Here is a 17777-nt window from a genome sequence, read left to right on the forward strand (position 1 = left end):
ATTAAATATGTTGACTTCTTGGAAAATAATGCAATTACGCCAAGACCATAATTAGTACTATTGAGAAATGAGTGTGTCTAAAAATGATAACTCTATTTCTGTAAAATCATTAAAATTATATTTTGCCTGATTTAGTATTTCGGCATCACCGATACCAATACTTATCATTCCTGCAGCATTAGCTGCTTCTATTCCCGCTACGGCATCTTCAAAAACAATACAGTTGTTTGGCTTGACTCCTAATTGATCTGCAGCAATCAAAAAAACTTCCGGATCTGGCTTAGCCTTTGTAACATTATTACCATCTACAATAGTATCGAAATATGGCAATAAATTTACTTTTTCTAAAATTGGTTGCGCGTTTTTACTCGCAGACCCCAAAGCAATAGGAATCTTTTTTTGTTTTAAATACTCCAATACTTTAGGAACATCAGGTAATATTTCTGAAGCATCCATATTCTCTATATACGCCAAGTAGTCTATATTTTTCTCCACCATCCACGTATCAAATTGTTGCTGCGTAGCTGTAACACCGCCAATGTTCAATAAAATTTCTAAACATCTTTTTCTACTGACTCCTTTAAATAGTTCATTTTGCTCATGAGTAAACTCAAAACCTAATTCATTGGCCAGTTTCCTCCAAGCCAAATAATGATATTTTGCCGTATCAACAATGACACCATCTAAATCAAATATGAAACCTGTACTATTGTTATCCATTATAAATATTCTCTAATTTTTAAACATTAAGCGTTGATTCTCGTTCTATAATTGTTGGCTCTAAAATTTCTGTACGATAGGTTTCAACATCATTTTCACTTTCTATCTTCTCAATCAACATTTCTGCCGAAATTTCTCCCATTTTCTCTCCATGTTGTGCTACTGCCGTCAATGTAGGATTTGAGAATTTAGACAAAATACCATCTGTAAATCCAATAAATTCTATATCCTGCGGAATTTTAAATCCAAGCTTTTGAGCAATTCGCATTCCGTGAATCGCATAAATTTCATTTACACACAACACAGCATCTACCTTTTCATTTTTTAAAAATAACTCCATAGCATCTCCCTCAACACTACTCATAGAAGGTAGTTTTAGTATTAAATTATCTTCCACGGCTATATCAAACTCCTTTAGTGCCTGAAAGTAACCATCAGCCCTTTCTTTACTCACACTCAAATAATCTTCTGTAGCGACTAATGCTATTCTCTTTTTACCATTTTCAATTAACTTCTTAACAGACCTATACGCACCATCTTTATCATTGATTAACACCTTATCACAAGCTACTTGATCCGTAACCCGATCAAACAAAACCAAAGGAATTCCCTGTTCCGTAAGCTCCTTTAAATGGTTATAATCATTCTTAAGCTGAGTTTCAGAAGATAAAGACATGATAAAACCATCCACACTTCCATTGGCCAGAATTTCCATGTTTATCACTTCTTTATCAAAAGATTCATCAGATACACACAGAATTACATTATATCCTTTCTCATTAGCAATCTTTTCTATTCCATGAAAAACAGTAGTAAAGAAATGATGAACAATATCTGGTATAATTACGGCGATATTTTTAGTGCTTTTATTCTTTAAACTAATAGCAATATTATTTGGTTTGTAGTTGTAAAGTTTCGCGAAGGCCTGAATTTTCTCCTTAGTATCCCTGCTAATTTCTTCACTATTTTTAAGTGCTTTAGAAACTGTAGAAATCGAAACTTCCAATTCTCTAGCAATGTGTTTTAGTGTTATTTTTCGCTTTAACATGTTTGATTTTTGAGTAGTTAATTCAATTAATAGGTTAAATTAACATATAAATTCGCACCCCGTAGCAAATATTAGTTTTTTAACAATTGCCCTCTTTATCTCACAAAATTTAAGAAAAAAATAAATGTGTATCTTTGTTTTAAATTTTGAAATTCGCACAATAATCAGGAAATTTTAAGAAATATCCAATCTAGAGGTGTTTTATTTAAAATTATTGCAATTAAGTAAAGTTATCAACACGAAACCGTTTTCGTAAACTTATAATGATGACACTCAATAACTTTAACAAGTATTTTGCATATTTTTAACTTTTGAATTTAAATTAACTCAACTTAAATTAATTATCTATGAAGATTAAGCTATTTAAAAGCTTGCTTATTGCTGGGGCATTTTTATGTTTTGGCATGATACAAGCACAGGAGGTATCAGGAACTGTTTCTGATGCTAGCGGGCCTTTACCTGGAGCGAGTGTTCTAGTAAAAGGTACGACCAACGGTACTCAAACCGATTTTGACGGAAATTTCTCATTAAGCAATGTAGCCTCTGACGCCACTTTAGTGTTTAGCTATATAGGGTTTAAGACAACAGAGATTGCTGTAAATGGGAAATCAACTATAAATATTACACTTACTGAAGATGCAGAAGCATTGGATGAAGTTGTAATTGTGGGTTACGGTAGTACAACTGTAAAAGATGCTACAGGATCAGTAACCGCCGTAAAATCAGAAGATTTTAACGGAGGGGTGATTTCATCCCCAGAACAATTAATTCAAGGAAAGACAGCGGGTGTTCAAATTTCACAAGGAAGTGGAGAGCCAGGAGCTGGAGTAGCCATTAGAATACGTGGTACTTCTTCCGTTCGTTCCAACAACAACCCATTATTTGTTGTTGACGGTGTTCCATTACCTTCTGGTGATTCTTCAGCAGAAGGAGCAAATGTAGGTATTGGTACCAGTGCTGCTAAAAATCCATTAAGCTTTTTAAATCCTTCTGATATTGAAAGCATGAGTATTCTAAAAGATGCTTCTGCAACTGCAATTTACGGATCTAGGGGTGCAAACGGAGTAGTAATAATTACAACTAAAAGCGGAAAATCTGGCAGCAAAAAAGGAGTTTTTGAATTTTCATCAGATGTAAGTTTCTCCTCTCCTGCAAATGAATATGATCTACTTAATAGGAGCCAATTTTTAAATGCAGTAGATGCTTTTGGAGGAACGGCAACTGATTTAGGTAATGATACAGATTGGCAATCTTTTGTAACCAGAAACTCATCTTCGACTAATAATAATTTTGCATATTCTAGAAATTATGGTTCTGGGAATGTTAGAGCTACTCTAAATTACGGTAAACAATTTGGTATAATTGAAAAATCATCTCAAGAGAGAGCTACGGCAAGAATCAATGTATCTCAACGTTTTTTCGATGATAAATTAAAAGTTGACCTTCAAGGTACTCTTTCAAAAGTAAACGACGAAGCTCCTCCACTTAGTGGTAGTGCTGGATCAACCGGAGATTTATTAGGAGCGGCATATTCCGCTAATCCAACGTGGCCATCTGACCCAACATTTAACCCAGGAGATCGTATCAACCCAATTAATTTATTAAACAGCTGGCAAAGCTTAACTGACACAAATCGTTTCTTAGCTAATTTGTCTGCAGATTATGTAGTTACTGATGACTTAAATGCTAAAGTAACTTTTGGTTACGATAAATCAGAGTCAACAAAAGAAGCTTCTTTAAGTTCTCAATCCCTAAACGTAGGAAGAGGCGCTGGCGGAAACGGACGAGGAGGCTTAAATGATTTAACTAATGAAAACCGTCTTTTTGAATTCACGTTGAATTACAAGAAGGAATTTGAGAATTCTAATTTGGATATTCTAGGAGGTTTTTCTTATCAAGATTTTAATTCTAGAGGTAGAAATGTAGAAGGCTGGGGTTATAATACAACAGATTTAAATCAAATGGCTAGAGATTTATCTAGCTCAGCGAGTACCTTAGAATCCTTAGTTACTGGAGCATACCAGCAGTATGGTTATTCTTTTGATGTATCAAACAACCCTAATGGCTTGTTTGTAAATAGACTTCTACCAACAATTTCAACGGACTATTTGGGTGATGTTGAAGGACTACCGGTTAGGGCGGTATTTGCAGATACATTTGACAATACAGATGAAATCCAATCATTCTTTGGGAGAATTAACTATAGCTTATCTAATAAATATTTATTCACCGCAACAGTAAGAGCCGATGGTTCTTCTCGTTTTGGTTCAAATAATCAATATGGAATCTTCCCTTCTGCTGCCTTCGCATGGAAAATTAACGAAGAAGATTTTATAGGGGAATCTGTTTCTACTTTAAAGCTTAGGTTGAGTTACGGTATTACCGGTAATCAAGATGGGTTAGGGTATGGAAGATTTATTAGGAGAGAGCGTTATTCTGGTGGTTCAGTTGCCGATGGAGGTGCAATTAACGTTCCCGGAGTTAATACCGTTGATTTTGCTAACCCAGATCTAAAGTGGGAAGAAACAACACAATATAATGCGGGTATAGATTTTGGTTTTTCAGATGATAGATTTACAGGTAGTTTTGATATTTACAGAAAGGAAACTAGAGATTTATTGTTAAGTGTAGAATCTGCACAACCCTCTCCACAGCCTTTTTTCTTTCAAAACTTAGATGCAGTAGTGTTAAACCAAGGAGCTGAATTTTCAATTAATTACGATCTTTTACAGGGAGACAATTTTAACTGGAATGTAGGTTTCAATATTGCATATAACAATAATGAAATACAAGACTTTGAAGGAGCTATTACAGCTGGAACAATTCGCGGAGCGGGATTGAGTAACGCATTTGCTCAACGTCTTGAAAGCGGTCAGCCTTTATACTCATTCTATTTAAGAAAATTTGAAGGTTTTGACGGCAATGGCAACCCTATATTTGAAGGAGGCATAGATAATCAACAGTTCGTAGACAAAAGTGCTTTACCTGATTTTACAGGAGGACTTTCTACGAGCGCTAATTACAAAAATTGGTCAGCGTCTTTATATTTTAATGGCCAATTCGGAAATTACATATACAATAATACAGCCAATGCATTTTTCACAGGAGGTGCTATAGGTAGTGGCAACAATGTAACACAAGATGTAGCTAATTTAGCTGGTATTGAAGGCCGTTTTGCAGAAGCTTCAGTATCTGATCGTTTTTTAGAGAAAGGTGATTTTGTAAGATTGCAAACCGCATCAATCGGCTATAATGTTCCTCTTACTGATGGCTTTTTCAAATCAATGCGTCTAAGTCTTACTGGACAAAATTTATTTGTGATTACCGGCTATTCGGGCTTAGATCCTGAAGTTAGTGTAATACCAGGTGGTGGAGATCTTTTGAATGGCCTTCCAATAGCTGGAATAGATTACACATCATTTCCAAGGCCAAGAACTTATACATTTGGCTTTAACGTAACCTTTTAAAAAAAAAATATGAAAACTAAAATAATATTGAAAGGTTTTCTACTATCATCTTTAGTAGTAGCCACGTTTTTATCATGTACGGACTTAGAAATCGAGGAAACTGATTCAATCATTACCGCAGATAGCGGCTCTAGTGAATTTACCCCCTTGTCAGACCCGTCATCATCTCTTAGTGATTTATACAATAAGGTAGGAGGAGATTTTCAAAGTCAAGAAACCATGTATGCCATGTCAGAAGTAGCTTCTGATGAACTTTTAATTCCTACAAGGGGTACCGATTGGGGTGATAATGGTGTTTGGAGACAAATGCACACACATACTTGGAGAGCAGATCACTTATTCATAAGAAATGCATGGAACAATTTGAATCAAAGTATTTTTAGGGCTACCGAAATATTAGAAAGTGATCCTAGTACACAAGTCGTTGCAGAAGCGAAATTTCTTAGAGCATTTAATATGTTTTTTGTAATGGATTTGTTTGGCGTTGTACCTTTTAGAGAGGTGACAGAAGGCCCAGATGTAAACCCTAAGGTGTTAACACGTCTAGAAGCATATAACTTTATTGAAACAGATTTAATAGAAGCTTTAGCTGACTTACCAGAAGGAAGTACTGGAACTGCAAATACAGGCAAAGCTACAAAAGCAACAGCAAACTTTCTTTTAGCAAAATTATACTTGAATTCGTTCATCTATGATGGTACTGGAACAGCAGATAATGCAACGATGCAAAAAGTTATAGATAATGTTGATGCCATAGCAGCTAGTGGTTTTAGTATTGATCAAAACGGTTATTTCCAAATATTTGAACCATCAGATGATACTGAAACTATTTTACACTTAAGTAGTGAAGTAGCGCCTAGAATTTGGAACACTCTGCATTACAACCAAAATTCTCCTGATAATGATGGAGGTGGATGGAATGGATTTTCAACTCTTTCAGAATTTTATGATTCTTTTGAAGGTGCTGAAAACTCGAATTATGTTGGGGATAACCAAGAAGAGCGCAGAGGGTTTGTACCAGATGCAACAACAGCCAATAGCCAGAACTTAGGTATTGGATATGGTTTCCTTATTGGACAACAATATAATGAAGATGGCACAGCCCTAAAAAATAGACAAGGCCAGCCTTTAAGTTTTACAAAAGAGATACCTGCATTAGTAGGTAATACAGAGGTAGAAGGTATGCGTTTAATCAAATACCATCCTTACGATCCTACTGATACTGAAGATGAAAAATCACCTCTTGTTAATTCATTTAGACGTCATCAAATCTTATTCAGATATGCTGATGCACATTTAATGAAAGCAGAAGCTATGATGAGAATGGGCGGAGATGCTACGACCTTAGTGAATGAATTGAGAACAAATAGAGCAAATACTTCGGTATTGGCCTCTGTATCCATGGATGATATTCTTGCAGAAAGAGGACGTGAATTATATATTGAATATTGGAGAAGAAATGATCTAGTTAGATTTGATAAATTTACAGCTCCATGGCAACTAAAAGAAGTTTCTGGAGATCCTAATGTGAATTTATACCCTATACCGCAAACCGCATTACTTTCTAATCCTAACCTAGTACAGAACCCTGGATATTAAGTAACTTATCAAGTATACTAATTATATACCTAAAGCCTCTGATTTGAAATTATCAAATCAGAGGCTTTTTATTTACTAATTGTAATCAACAAATTTCGAATAACAAATTAGATAAAACTTATGGAAAATTATCTTTGCCACTCAGGCATTCGTATAAAGTATAATAAAACTAATTGACCATTACCTTAAGGGCAGAAAAACTTCCGCTTTCCACTCCAACGCTTCCCCACCAAAATTAGGGTTACTATAAAATATCTCAACAGGTTTACTAACAACTTCAATATGCTCTTTAGCTGAGTAGTCCAGAAGTTTATACCATGCCCTATCAGAAGTAATGTAATTTCCGTTGTAACTAGCCTTAATCACATTCCCTCCTTCAAATTTCTTATACTTCACATCTTTATTAATTGGAAGGTTTTCATTTTTTATGATGGGATAACAGAAATTATAATGGATACTATCATTTGTTTGATTCCAATAGGTGACTTCTATAAAAGGGAAACCATTACTCTTAATACCACTACTAGCCATTAAATTATCTAAATAAGGATAAACTCCCATCATCCCTTTCGCTTTTTTTAATTGTGTTGTTTTTACAGGCAAATAAACTACATAACTAGATTCCAATTTTTCCTGACCTATAACTACCACTTTAAAATTAGCTAAATGATCTTTTAAATTATCATTAAAATGTAAAAGCCTATTTCTAACTTCATCTTCGAAAACCGAATCTGAAAATAAGATTTGTAATCTATTTTCAATACTATTATTAAGGTCGGTAACATATACTTTTACGGAAGATGTAGAATCTGTTATAGGTTGAATGTCCCAATCATATCTATAACGGATACTTTTAATTTCTATTTCTTGAATAATACTATTGACATCCTTACTTTCTAGAATTTTTGAATTACCAATAGCACTAGACCACTTTTTAATTGATTGATTGACTACTCCTGGATATGTTTTTACTTTAAAGCTAGCTAAATAATCATAAGGTTTCAAAAATAAATACCAACAGAAAGAACACAAACCAACTACTAAAAGGATAAATAAAATTTTTTTCATTTTAATGGTTTAGAATGTACTGAATTCTTCATTTTTAATTTAGATACTACAAAAGCTCCGAGATCTCTTCCCTGTTTTACACCTACTTCAACTGCCGCTCGGTAGTGAATACCACCATACATTCTACTAATTGCAGCCTCGTCTGCGGCACTATTAAAAGATGAGAATGTCCTTATTGGCAATCCATACGTAGTCTCCGTATCATCATCAAAAGAGAAATTATCCCCAAAAATATCTGTTAGAACTGTTGAAGCTGCCCCAGAAACCACAGAATGACCACTAGTATATTCTGGAAAAGGCGGTGTTTGAAGTACAGGCTTCCAGTTCTCATCTATATATTGATTAATAACTGTTTCTGGGCGAATAAGGTTACTTCTATATTTTTCATCCCAACAACTAATAAAGGCATCTGCAATTGCTACTGAAGTTTTGGTATAAGCATAAACGGTATCATCAAAATCATAACTCATCTTTCTTGCTGCAATTTTAGTAATACCTATCCAATGTGCACCAGGCGTTATTTTTTTTGTTGCAAACATTAAATGCCCTTTGGTAACCGAAACATACGGATTACAATCCCAAAATTGAGCGATTTGAACTTCATCTGAGGCATCTCCTTTTTTTACCATATCTAAAGAAATGTCATACACTTCTTTGACCTCCTTATAAAAAATAGAATTTTCGTCTAAAGAAAAAGCAGGAGGAGGAACAGGTTTAAATTGGTCCGGTCTTACAAGAGTAAAAGCTCTAATTTTACTCCAATGAGGCTCAATACCGTCCATATAGGCTGGAGGAGTAGGCTGCCAACGAGTAGCATCGTCAGTATCTACAGTGAATTTAGGCATCGTTCTCGTTTGCTTGTAATTATCGCTATCCATCCACGCTGCTATATGTTCAGCAACTAATAGTCCATAATTCTTAGAACTCGTAAACAAAGCTTTGTTCTTATCTTCCCAATTCATATAAAGACTGTCCCTAAAACTAATTATTTTATCCTCGGAAAACACAAGTCTTCTACTTAGATCGATGTGAGCTATAAGAGCAGCCATTTGATAATTAATAGTAGTTCCATTTTCCGGTTTAGGAATTTCTTTCAACTCATTTATTTCGCCAGATAATGAATTATATTTCTCATTATTTAGTGCAATAATTTCATAGGCAGCAATATTAGGGTAAGCAAAAATCCTACTTGCCACTGGAGGTGAAAAAATATCATGAATCATAATTTCAGTAACTTTATCAACCGATTCATGCAATTCATTTGGACTAACTACAATCATTTCTTCCTTTGCGCAAGAAGTTAAAACAACCGCAACTAATAAAATACTTATAAATTTTGCTTTCATAATAGACTCTTTATTTCTTAGCCAGTTCGTAAACTTGTGCCTTATCGTTATTCATTGTAACCAATAGATAAACTTTACTCTTTAATTTTATAATATTTAAATGTCTTACAGATTTTAAAGCAAACTGAAGTCCCAAAACATCACCCAACAAAATAGTATCTTCATTTTTTATTAAAGCTCCAGAAAATGAATCGAATCTTCCATGAAATGGTTTTACTCCAAAATAATTACCTCCTACCAATACCTCATCTTTCCCATCGCTATCAAAATCAAAACATAAGAAAGACTTCAATGGAGCAACCTGTAAGGTTTTGGGGAATGAAACAAACTCATAGGAACCTTTATTATTTTTTAAGTAACCTGAATGTAATTCGTTTAATTCAAATAATTTTGCTTTATTTAAAGTTTTCACATCAATAATTTCTTCAATTGTTTTACCTGCAAATGAATTATAATCTGTGAATTCCTTGCGCAACGAAACCATTTGTCCAGAAAGTTGTGATAAATCATCAATAGGATAGTATTTTCCTCTCTTTTCAACCGCTATAATTGTTTCCGTACTCCCATTAGTGTCAAAATCAGAATAATACATCCTTAATGGAAATTCATTTGATGCTTTGAATTTGGTATTAGTACCCCAATTACCTAAAAGGTAATCTGTATCTCCGTCTTGATCTATATCAAAAGGAATAATACACTGCCACAATCCTATCAAATTTTCTACAGCAACCATATCTTGCTTAAACGTACCATTAAAATTTTTAAAAAATTTTGGAGACATCCATTCACCTACTACTATAAGATCTTTTAAACCATCATTGTCAAAATCTTCCCAAATTGCATCGGTTACCATTCCAACATCATCAAACGTATCATCTTGAACAATTTTAAATATACCGTTCTCATTTTCTAAGAGATAAGATGGAGGAATCTTTCCAAAATCATTAGAAGTTGCATTATTGCCTACAAAAAGGTCAATGTCTCCATCGTTATCAAAATCATTTTCTCGTATGACTGAGGCGTTTTCAAAATATTCTGGAAAAGGTATTGGCTTAAAAAATGTGTCAAATTTGATATAATAACTATCTAGTAATGGTTTCATTTGATTATAAAAATCAGCCCCTCCTGAACCAACAACAACATCGTTCTGACTATCATTATTAAAATCTGCAATAACCGCAGCAATGTCTTCTTTTATAGAATCTTTAGCTAAAGAAGGTATTTTTATTTCTGTATAGCTACTATCATTTTGAATATAAAATTTAGGAGGAAAATATTTTGATCCGCCGAATAAAATATCTTCCTTTCCATCCTTATTTAAATCTCCTAACGCAACTGCAGGACCACGGTCAGAAATCTGATATGGAATTAATTTTTGCCTGTTAAAATCAATATAATTATCTTCTATATGATTAAAGTCTATTCCAAGATTGTTTTGAGTTAGTTTAAATATTTTTTCTGCTTTAGGTTGAAGACTCTTATAGTCAAAAGGCATGTTATTTTCTGGCTTAATAAGCAAAGTTTGGTTCGTTGCTATATTTTTTAATACCTGAAAAGTTCTATTTGGCCATACAATTTTAAGTGAATCTACCACCTTACTATTACCGAATCCAAAGTGTATGATTGGCTCAGAAGATGCTTGAAAACCTCTAACAGTATACAATTCTTTATATTGTAAATTGCCATTGGTATAGACAAAAACTTTGGTTCCAATACCAAAATGATTCTTAGATTCGTATTGGAATTTTATTTTAATATAGCTGGCGTTATCATTCGTTTTATTGATGTATAACATTGCCCTATCGTTAATATTATTTGTAACAATATCTAGATCACCATCATTGTCAAAATCTCCAAAAGCAGAGGCACCTGACTTTAAGGTATCATTCACTATCCATTTTCCAGATTTATCAATAAAATCATTTTCTTTAGAGCCTTTAAAAATATAATTATGAACGGCCCCAGAAGGCATCATATCAAGTGCTTGCTGATCTACTAGCTTTGTATCACTAATTTTTTTTCTGATCTGCTCATCAGAAACAAAATTTATATAATCTAAATCATTTGGTCTCTTAGGTATCCCATTTGAAATAAACAGGTCCTGTTCACCATCTTGATCGTAATCTGCAAAAAGAGCACTCCAGCTCCAGTCTGTTGCAGCGATACCATTCATTAATGCTGTTTCTGCAAACACTCCATTTTTTTGATTTACTTGAAGCATATTGCGAGTAAATTGATAATGATACCCTAAATGCTCAATACGGAGATTTTGAGATTGAATATTATCATCTCCCAATGATGATTTTAAAACTTTTTCATCTTCGGGAAGCATATCCAAAGAAATTAAATCTGGCCAACCGTCATGGTTAATATCTGAAACATCATTACCCATAGAAAACCTAGAGGTATGTCCGAAATACTTTTTTAAACTTTCACTAAATGTGCCATTACCGTTATTTAAATAATAGTAATCATCTTCATGAAAGTCATTACCTATATAAATGTCTGGATACCCATCTTGATTGAAGTCTGCTATAGAAATCCCAAGACCGTAGCCATTAGGACCACCAAAAATACCAGCCTCTTCACTTACATCTATAAATTTACCATTATCATTTCTAAGTAATTTATCTCCGGTTTGATAATTTCTCTTATTTCTTAAATTTGCTTTCCCATATGATTCTTGTGTATGAATAGCGTGGTTTAATAAGTACACATCCAAATCTCCGTCTAGATCATAATCAAGAAAAGCCGCAGTAGAACTATAGGAGTCATAATCCAATCCATATTTTGCTGCGCGCTCTGTAAATGTTTCATCTCCGTTATTTATATACAACTCATTATGACCATTGAAACCATTTATCCCTACTACAGCACACACATAAATATCGAGTAGACCATCTCCATTTACGTCTCCCATAACTGCGCCAGTATTCCAAGTACTATTTCCCGAAACTCCCGCTTGATCTGTAATATTTTCAAATTTCAGATCTCCCTTATTCAAGTAAAGTTGATTCTTAACTTGATTTCCTGAGAAAAATATATCCGGTAACCCATCATTATTAATATCACCAACAGCAACTCCGCCTCCATTGTAGAAATATAAATAGTCTAAAATATTTTGATCATTCTTTTCTTCAAGTCTATTTTTAAATAAAACACCAGTTTCCTCAGCTGTAGGATTTTCAAATAATTCGTTACCTTCACGACCACAACTGATTAGGAAAAAAAAACAAATTAATAGTACAAGATAATTATTCATTTAATTTATAAATCTTGGGTTTATTATTATTTATAGCCGCTATTAAATAGTATTTACCTGCGTTACTTTTAAATTTTTGCAAATGCTTAATCTCATCTTTTATGAAGAAACCAGAAGTTTCGTAGTCCTGCCAAGAAAAATTGAGTTTACCATCTCCTAGCAATACATTACCATAACTAGCATCTAATCTAGAATACTGAGGTTTAAATTCAAAATTATTACCTCCCATAACAAGATCAAGATTGCCATCATTATTTACATCAATACAACTAATTCCGCAAATGCATGATAATTGAACTCTGCTAGGTAAAACTTTGATTGTAAATTCACCTCCTCCTTCATTTACAGCAATCAACGATTCCATTGTATTTGCTGTTTTCACAATAGTATTGTCAAATACATCTTTAGGGAAAATTTCTTCAATTGTTCTTTTGGCATAATCAGATGCTTTTAAATTTTGCTTTTTTAAAGATACGATTTGCGCCGTTAATTCTCTTTTCTGATGAAGTGGATAATCTTTTCCATTAAAGCTTTGAGACATAATTTGTTCTATACTCCCATTATTATCAAAATCATTAATCCAAAGTTTCATCGGTGCTAGTCCTGATGCCTTATAAGGAACGTTGCTGCCTTGATTTCCTAAAATAAGATCTAAATCTCCATCATTGTCTAAATCTGCAGAAGCAACCGTGCCCCACCACCCCTTAAGATTATCTAAATTTGATGCAAGTTTTGATAATCGTCTTCCTGAATTCTTATAAATATTTGGTGCCCCCCATTCTGAGACTGTAACTAAATCTTTCTTTAAGTCCCCATCTATATCTACCCAAATAGCATCTGTAATCATTCCCGAATTCTTGAGGTCGTATGCCAATTTCTCTGTAGAGTTTACAAACTTTCCTTTTCCTGTATTTTCCAAGAACAGGTGATTAGGGCTAACTCCATATACCCCAACAACACTTCTTGATCCTACAAAAACATCCACATCACCATCATTATCAAAATCATAAGGTGCTATAACAGAAATATTCTTAAAGCTTGAAGGAATATTTTCAATGGATTTGGTGAATTCTCCCTTACCATTATTTAAATATACTCGAGGTTTATAGGAGTTCTCTTCAGAAACTTGATTACCCCCATTACCTACCATCAAATCTACATCTCCATCATTATCAACATCAAAGAATGCAGCAGCGGTATCTTCTAACCTAAAATCTGCTTCAATATCATTCTGACTAGATTTTATTAATTCTCCGTCCCCCAAATGAAAGTACAAAATGGCAGGAGCGCCTTTTGCTCCCCCAACAAATATATCTTCATTGCCGTCCCCATTAACATCAGCCACCGCCAGTGCAGGACCTTCCTGCGATAACATTTTAGATATAAGCCCTTCATTATCGAAATCTTGATAATTATTTTCTTTGTGAGCAATTAATTTCTTTTCACTCAACTCCTGCAGTAGTGTGCTTTTTGATTTCTTCTCTGGAATTTTATAAGTTTCTAATGCATCTGCATGACTCAGCGTTATAGTTTGATTTGATGCTATGTTCGTAAGCTTCTCAATTTTATCATCTGGCCAAAGTATTTCTAATGAATCTATAACTTTAGTCGCTCCCAAGCCAATCGCCATTGTATAATCCATAGAAGATTGAAAACCTCTTGAAGGCATTTCATCTTGTAAAATTATATTTCCTTTATAAAACAATTTAACACGAGCGCCAATAGCAAATTTATTTTTATCTGCCCCTATAAGCTGAATTCTGATGTAATTATTATCGGCAAGTTCATTAGATTTATTTTTATAAATAAATGCTTGCATGTTTACATTATTTACAACAAGATCTAAATCTCCATCATTATCTAGATCTCCGTATGCAGCTCCATTGGAAAGACTTGGAATTTCTAATCCCCAATCTTTTGATGCGTTTTTGAAGGTTATATCACCATTATTTTTATAAGCATAATTACTTTGTGGCTTTATTGGCATTTTACTTATTATAGAATCAATAGATTCTTTCTTACCTGTTAATGCCATTTTTTGAATAATCTCATTTGCCAAAAAATCAACAAAATCCAAGTCCGTTAAATCATGATTTACACCATTGGTAATATAGATGTCTCTTAAACCGTCATTATCCATATCAAATAAAAGCCCTGCCCAACTCCAGTCTGTTTTAGCGACTCCACTATGAAATGCTACCTCGGAAAATGAACCATTTCCATTGTTTAGTTGTAACGTATTTTGGATATATTGTTGATAAAAATCCTTACTTTGTTTCAATTTAAATATATTATATCCTTCAAACTCCATTACTGATTTTACTCGCTCATCTCCTTCTGGGAGCATGTCAGTAATAAAAATGTCGTTCAAGCCATCGTTATTTATATCAGCCATATCAACACCCATAGCTGATAGACATAGGTGGGAAGTCCAGCTCTTAATATCTTCTGTAAAAGTGCCATCTTGATTGTTAATGTATAAGTAGTCTCTTTCGTAAAAATCATTCGAAACGTATATATCCGGATATAGGTCATTATTAACATCACTTACCATAACTCCCAGACCAAAACCAATTAAACTTCCATAAATACCAGCTTCCTCACTAACATCAACAAATTTACCACCGTCATTTCTCAATAGCATATCCCCCACACCTCTAAAGATATCAGGTACACCATCCCAATTTTGTGCTCTTACATCTCTTTGCTCTGCATAGCCTAAACTACTTACTGGTATATTGCTATTATTTAAAATGTAAGCATCTAAATCCCCATCTTTATCGTAATCAAAAAAAGATGCATGAGTTGAAAATCCCGTTTTAGCTAAATTATAATTGGATGCTTGTTCTGTGAATGTTAAATCACCATTATTAATATAAAGATCATTGTCATGGTTATTCCCTTCCATGTTGCCCGCATTACTCACATAAATATCTAATAGACCATCGTTATTTATATCAGCCATTACGACGCCTGTAGACCAAGGTTTATTTCCTTCTACCCCTGCTGATTCTGAAACATCCTCAAACTTAAAATCTCCTTTATTAATATAAAGTTTATTTTTCTCCATATTCGCAGTTAAGTAAATATCTGGAAGTCCGTCATTATTTATATCACCGATTGCAACGCCACCGCCATTGTAAAAATTACGGTATTTAAATATGTTGAAATTTTTTTGATTTTCTACTTTATTGATAAAATCTATTCCTGTTTCATTAGGAGTTAACATTGTAAACAATGTATCTAAGTCCTCAACATCCTTTAGCTCCTCTTTTTCCTTTTGGATGCAAGAAGTCAAAAAAGCAAAACTACTGAGAAGAATTAGTGCACTTCTTAATTTTTTAAATTTCATAAGGGTATATGGTTCAAAATCTTAATTTAACTGAAAGGCTATTTTTTAATAGATTGATAAAAAACAACTAATTGAATTCGAAGTGTTTAATTAACACGTTATGCAATATAACAAACTAAAATTATAGACGTGGGAAAGTATTTCAATTAATTAACAGTTTGTTATTTCTACTAAGTCCTAATTACTTCAATACCTTCTTAACATGAAGAAAAGAAGGTATTGAAAAATAAAATATATTCCAAAAATGCTTTTAAAGCCTTGTTCGTGTACTACTTCGCAAAGTAGACATAAATAGCAATTACAATAACACATATTGCCAATCCTACCTGATTTACATATTTATATGGTGTAATAGAAACCTGATTGGTATATTCTAATACAAATGGCTCTTTTCTAGGATATAGCTTACCAATAGCAAGCATAATAAGTACATTTAACACAAACAAGATAGCATTTACATGCAAGAAATGTGGGTAATCATCTGCACCAAACACATATGGTTTTAATATAAACTGACTAATGATGTATAAAACAGATCCTGAAATAATACCAATTTTAGCTGCAATTGCAGGTACATTTTTGGTCAAATACCCCACGATAATTATTGAAAAAATCGGAATACTATAGATTCCATTTATCTCTTGTAAATAATAAAATAAACTACTTGCATTTGCAATTAATGGCGCTATAAACATTGCTGCTAGTGCCAAACAAATCCCAAATATTTTACCATACTTAACCACCAATTTCTCAGGGGCCTCTGGATTAATGTGTTGCTTGTAAATATCAATCCCAAAAAGAGTTACGGAACTATTTAACACACTATTAAATGAGCTCAAAATAGCCCCAAAGAGCACTGCGGCAAAGAAACCTACAAGTGGTTTTGGTAATACGGCACGTACAAGTTCTGGATACGCCATATCACTAGATGCTAAACCGCCTTCGAAATAATGATAGGCAATCATACCCGGTAATACCAATATTAAAGGACCTAATATTTTTAAAAATGAAGCCAATAATAATCCTTTCTGACCTTCAGCCAAATTTTTAGCCCCTAATGCGCGTTGTATAATTTGTTGATTGGTTCCCCAATAGAACAACTGCACCAACATCATACCTGTAAATATGGTTGCGAAAGGCACTTCTTGTCCAGGATTTCCAGTAGAATCAAAACGTTCAGGGTTGGCTGTCATCAACACATCTAAACCATTTAAGACACTACCATCACCTATAGCCATCAATCCAAAAACAGGGATTAACATACCTCCTATCAATAAACCTACAGCATTTATAGAGTCGGACACCACAACTGCTTTTAATCCTCCAAAGACTGCATATATTGATCCAATAATCCCTATTCCCCAAATGCACAGTACAAGGGCTGTTTTATCAGAAACACCTAAGAGCGTAGGAATATCAAACATTCCACTAATAGCTACAGAGCCAGAATAAAGTATTACTGGTAGTAACACGACCACATATCCCGTTAAAAATAAACCTGATGTTATCGTTTTAGTAGTGGTATCAAAACGGTCTGCCAAAAATTGTGGCACAGTAGTTATCCCGCCTTTCAAATATCTAGGTAATAAAAAGATTGCGGTTACCACAATGGCTATAGCAGCTAAAGTTTCCCAAGCCATAACTGACAATCCATCTTTATAAGCACTACCATTTAAACCTACAATCTGTTCTGTAGATAAATTAGTTAGTAATAAAGAACCTGCAATTACTCCTGCCGTTAAACTCCTTCCTCCCAAAAAATAACCATCAGATGAAGATTCATCTGTCTTCCGCGTAGCAAAGTAAGATATAATAGCCACAAGTGCCGTAAACCCTACAAATGAAATAATTCCTAACATTTTTTATTTAGTTTGATTATAATTTATAAATATATTAGAATAATTACACATAATTT

Annotated in this window: 9 protein-coding genes; 2 read left to right on the forward strand and 7 right to left on the reverse strand. The window is 33.6% G+C overall.

The annotated features are described in order from the left end of the window. Positions 1 to 57: 57 nt before the first annotated feature. Together pgmB and BLQ19_RS10420 are read right to left on the reverse strand one after the other, a co-directional pair. Entirely contained in the window at positions 58 to 720 is a 663-nt protein-coding gene (pgmB, locus tag BLQ19_RS10415; RefSeq protein WP_034667766.1) for a beta-phosphoglucomutase, read from the reverse strand. A 19-nt stretch (positions 721 to 739) separates the two neighbouring features. After that, a complete protein-coding gene (locus BLQ19_RS10420; protein WP_024479054.1) occupies positions 740 to 1768 on the reverse strand; it encodes a LacI family DNA-binding transcriptional regulator in 1029 nt (342 codons plus the stop codon). Between the two features lie 347 nt (positions 1769 to 2115). On the opposite strand from BLQ19_RS10420, the gene BLQ19_RS10425 reads away from it, so the two are divergent. Both BLQ19_RS10425 and BLQ19_RS10430 read left to right on the forward strand, forming a co-directional pair. Further along, complete coding sequence (locus BLQ19_RS10425; protein WP_074538314.1) at positions 2116 to 5235, forward strand: SusC/RagA family TonB-linked outer membrane protein; 3120 nt, start codon at positions 2116 to 2118, stop codon at positions 5233 to 5235. Between the two features lie 9 nt (positions 5236 to 5244). Beyond that, positions 5245 to 6834, forward strand: coding sequence for a RagB/SusD family nutrient uptake outer membrane protein (locus BLQ19_RS10430; protein WP_029444996.1), 1590 nt, complete (start codon positions 5245 to 5247; stop codon positions 6832 to 6834). Between the two features lie 180 nt (positions 6835 to 7014). On the opposite strand, the gene BLQ19_RS10435 is transcribed toward BLQ19_RS10430, so the two are convergent. From BLQ19_RS10435 to BLQ19_RS10455, 5 genes are all read right to left on the reverse strand, one after another. Further along, positions 7015 to 7902, reverse strand: coding sequence for a GyrI-like domain-containing protein (locus BLQ19_RS10435; protein ID WP_074538315.1), 888 nt, complete (start codon positions 7900 to 7902; stop codon positions 7015 to 7017). After that, a complete protein-coding gene (locus BLQ19_RS10440) occupies positions 7899 to 9248 on the reverse strand; it encodes a vanadium-dependent haloperoxidase (RefSeq protein WP_074538316.1) in 1350 nt (449 codons plus the stop codon). Before BLQ19_RS10440 ends, BLQ19_RS10435 begins: the two co-directional genes overlap by 4 nt. A gap of 10 nt (positions 9249 to 9258) precedes the next feature. Continuing rightward, positions 9259 to 12510: a VCBS repeat-containing protein gene (locus BLQ19_RS10445; RefSeq protein WP_074538317.1), complete on the reverse strand. Its 3252-nt coding sequence runs from the start codon at positions 12508 to 12510 to the stop codon at positions 9259 to 9261. After that, on the reverse strand, positions 12503 to 15862 hold the full coding sequence (locus tag BLQ19_RS10450) for a VCBS repeat-containing protein (RefSeq protein ID WP_074538318.1): 3360 nt from the start codon (positions 15860 to 15862) through the stop codon (positions 12503 to 12505). The genes BLQ19_RS10445 and BLQ19_RS10450 overlap by 8 nt, the downstream gene beginning before the upstream one ends. Positions 15863 to 16131: 269 nt before the next feature. Further along, the gene (locus BLQ19_RS10455) at positions 16132 to 17721 is read right to left on the reverse strand and encodes a solute:sodium symporter family transporter (RefSeq protein ID WP_074538319.1); all 1590 of its coding nucleotides are present in this window, start codon (positions 17719 to 17721) and stop codon (positions 16132 to 16134) included. Positions 17722 to 17777 lie beyond the last annotated feature (56 nt).

Source organism: Cellulophaga baltica, from assembly GCF_900102165.1.
Lineage (GTDB): Bacteria > Bacteroidota > Bacteroidia > Flavobacteriales > Flavobacteriaceae > Cellulophaga > Cellulophaga baltica.

Excerpts from the sequence above, each read along its gene's own strand:
- pgmB (WP_034667766.1), bottom strand. The coding sequence starts at position 720 with ATGGATAACAATAGTACAGGTTTCATATTTGATTTAGATGGTGTCATT.
- BLQ19_RS10420 (WP_024479054.1), bottom strand. The coding sequence starts at position 1,768 with ATGTTAAAGCGAAAAATAACACTAAAACACATTGCTAGAGAATTGGAA.
- BLQ19_RS10425 (WP_074538314.1), top strand. The coding sequence starts at position 2,116 with ATGAAGATTAAGCTATTTAAAAGCTTGCTTATTGCTGGGGCATTTTTA.
- BLQ19_RS10430 (WP_029444996.1), top strand. The coding sequence starts at position 5,245 with ATGAAAACTAAAATAATATTGAAAGGTTTTCTACTATCATCTTTAGTA.
- BLQ19_RS10435 (WP_074538315.1), bottom strand. The coding sequence starts at position 7,902 with ATGAAAAAAATTTTATTTATCCTTTTAGTAGTTGGTTTGTGTTCTTTC.
- BLQ19_RS10440 (WP_074538316.1), bottom strand. The coding sequence starts at position 9,248 with ATGAAAGCAAAATTTATAAGTATTTTATTAGTTGCGGTTGTTTTAACT.
- BLQ19_RS10445 (WP_074538317.1), bottom strand. The coding sequence starts at position 12,510 with ATGAATAATTATCTTGTACTATTAATTTGTTTTTTTTTCCTAATCAGT.
- BLQ19_RS10450 (WP_074538318.1), bottom strand. The coding sequence starts at position 15,862 with ATGAAATTTAAAAAATTAAGAAGTGCACTAATTCTTCTCAGTAGTTTT.
- BLQ19_RS10455 (WP_074538319.1), bottom strand. The coding sequence starts at position 17,721 with ATGTTAGGAATTATTTCATTTGTAGGGTTTACGGCACTTGTGGCTATT.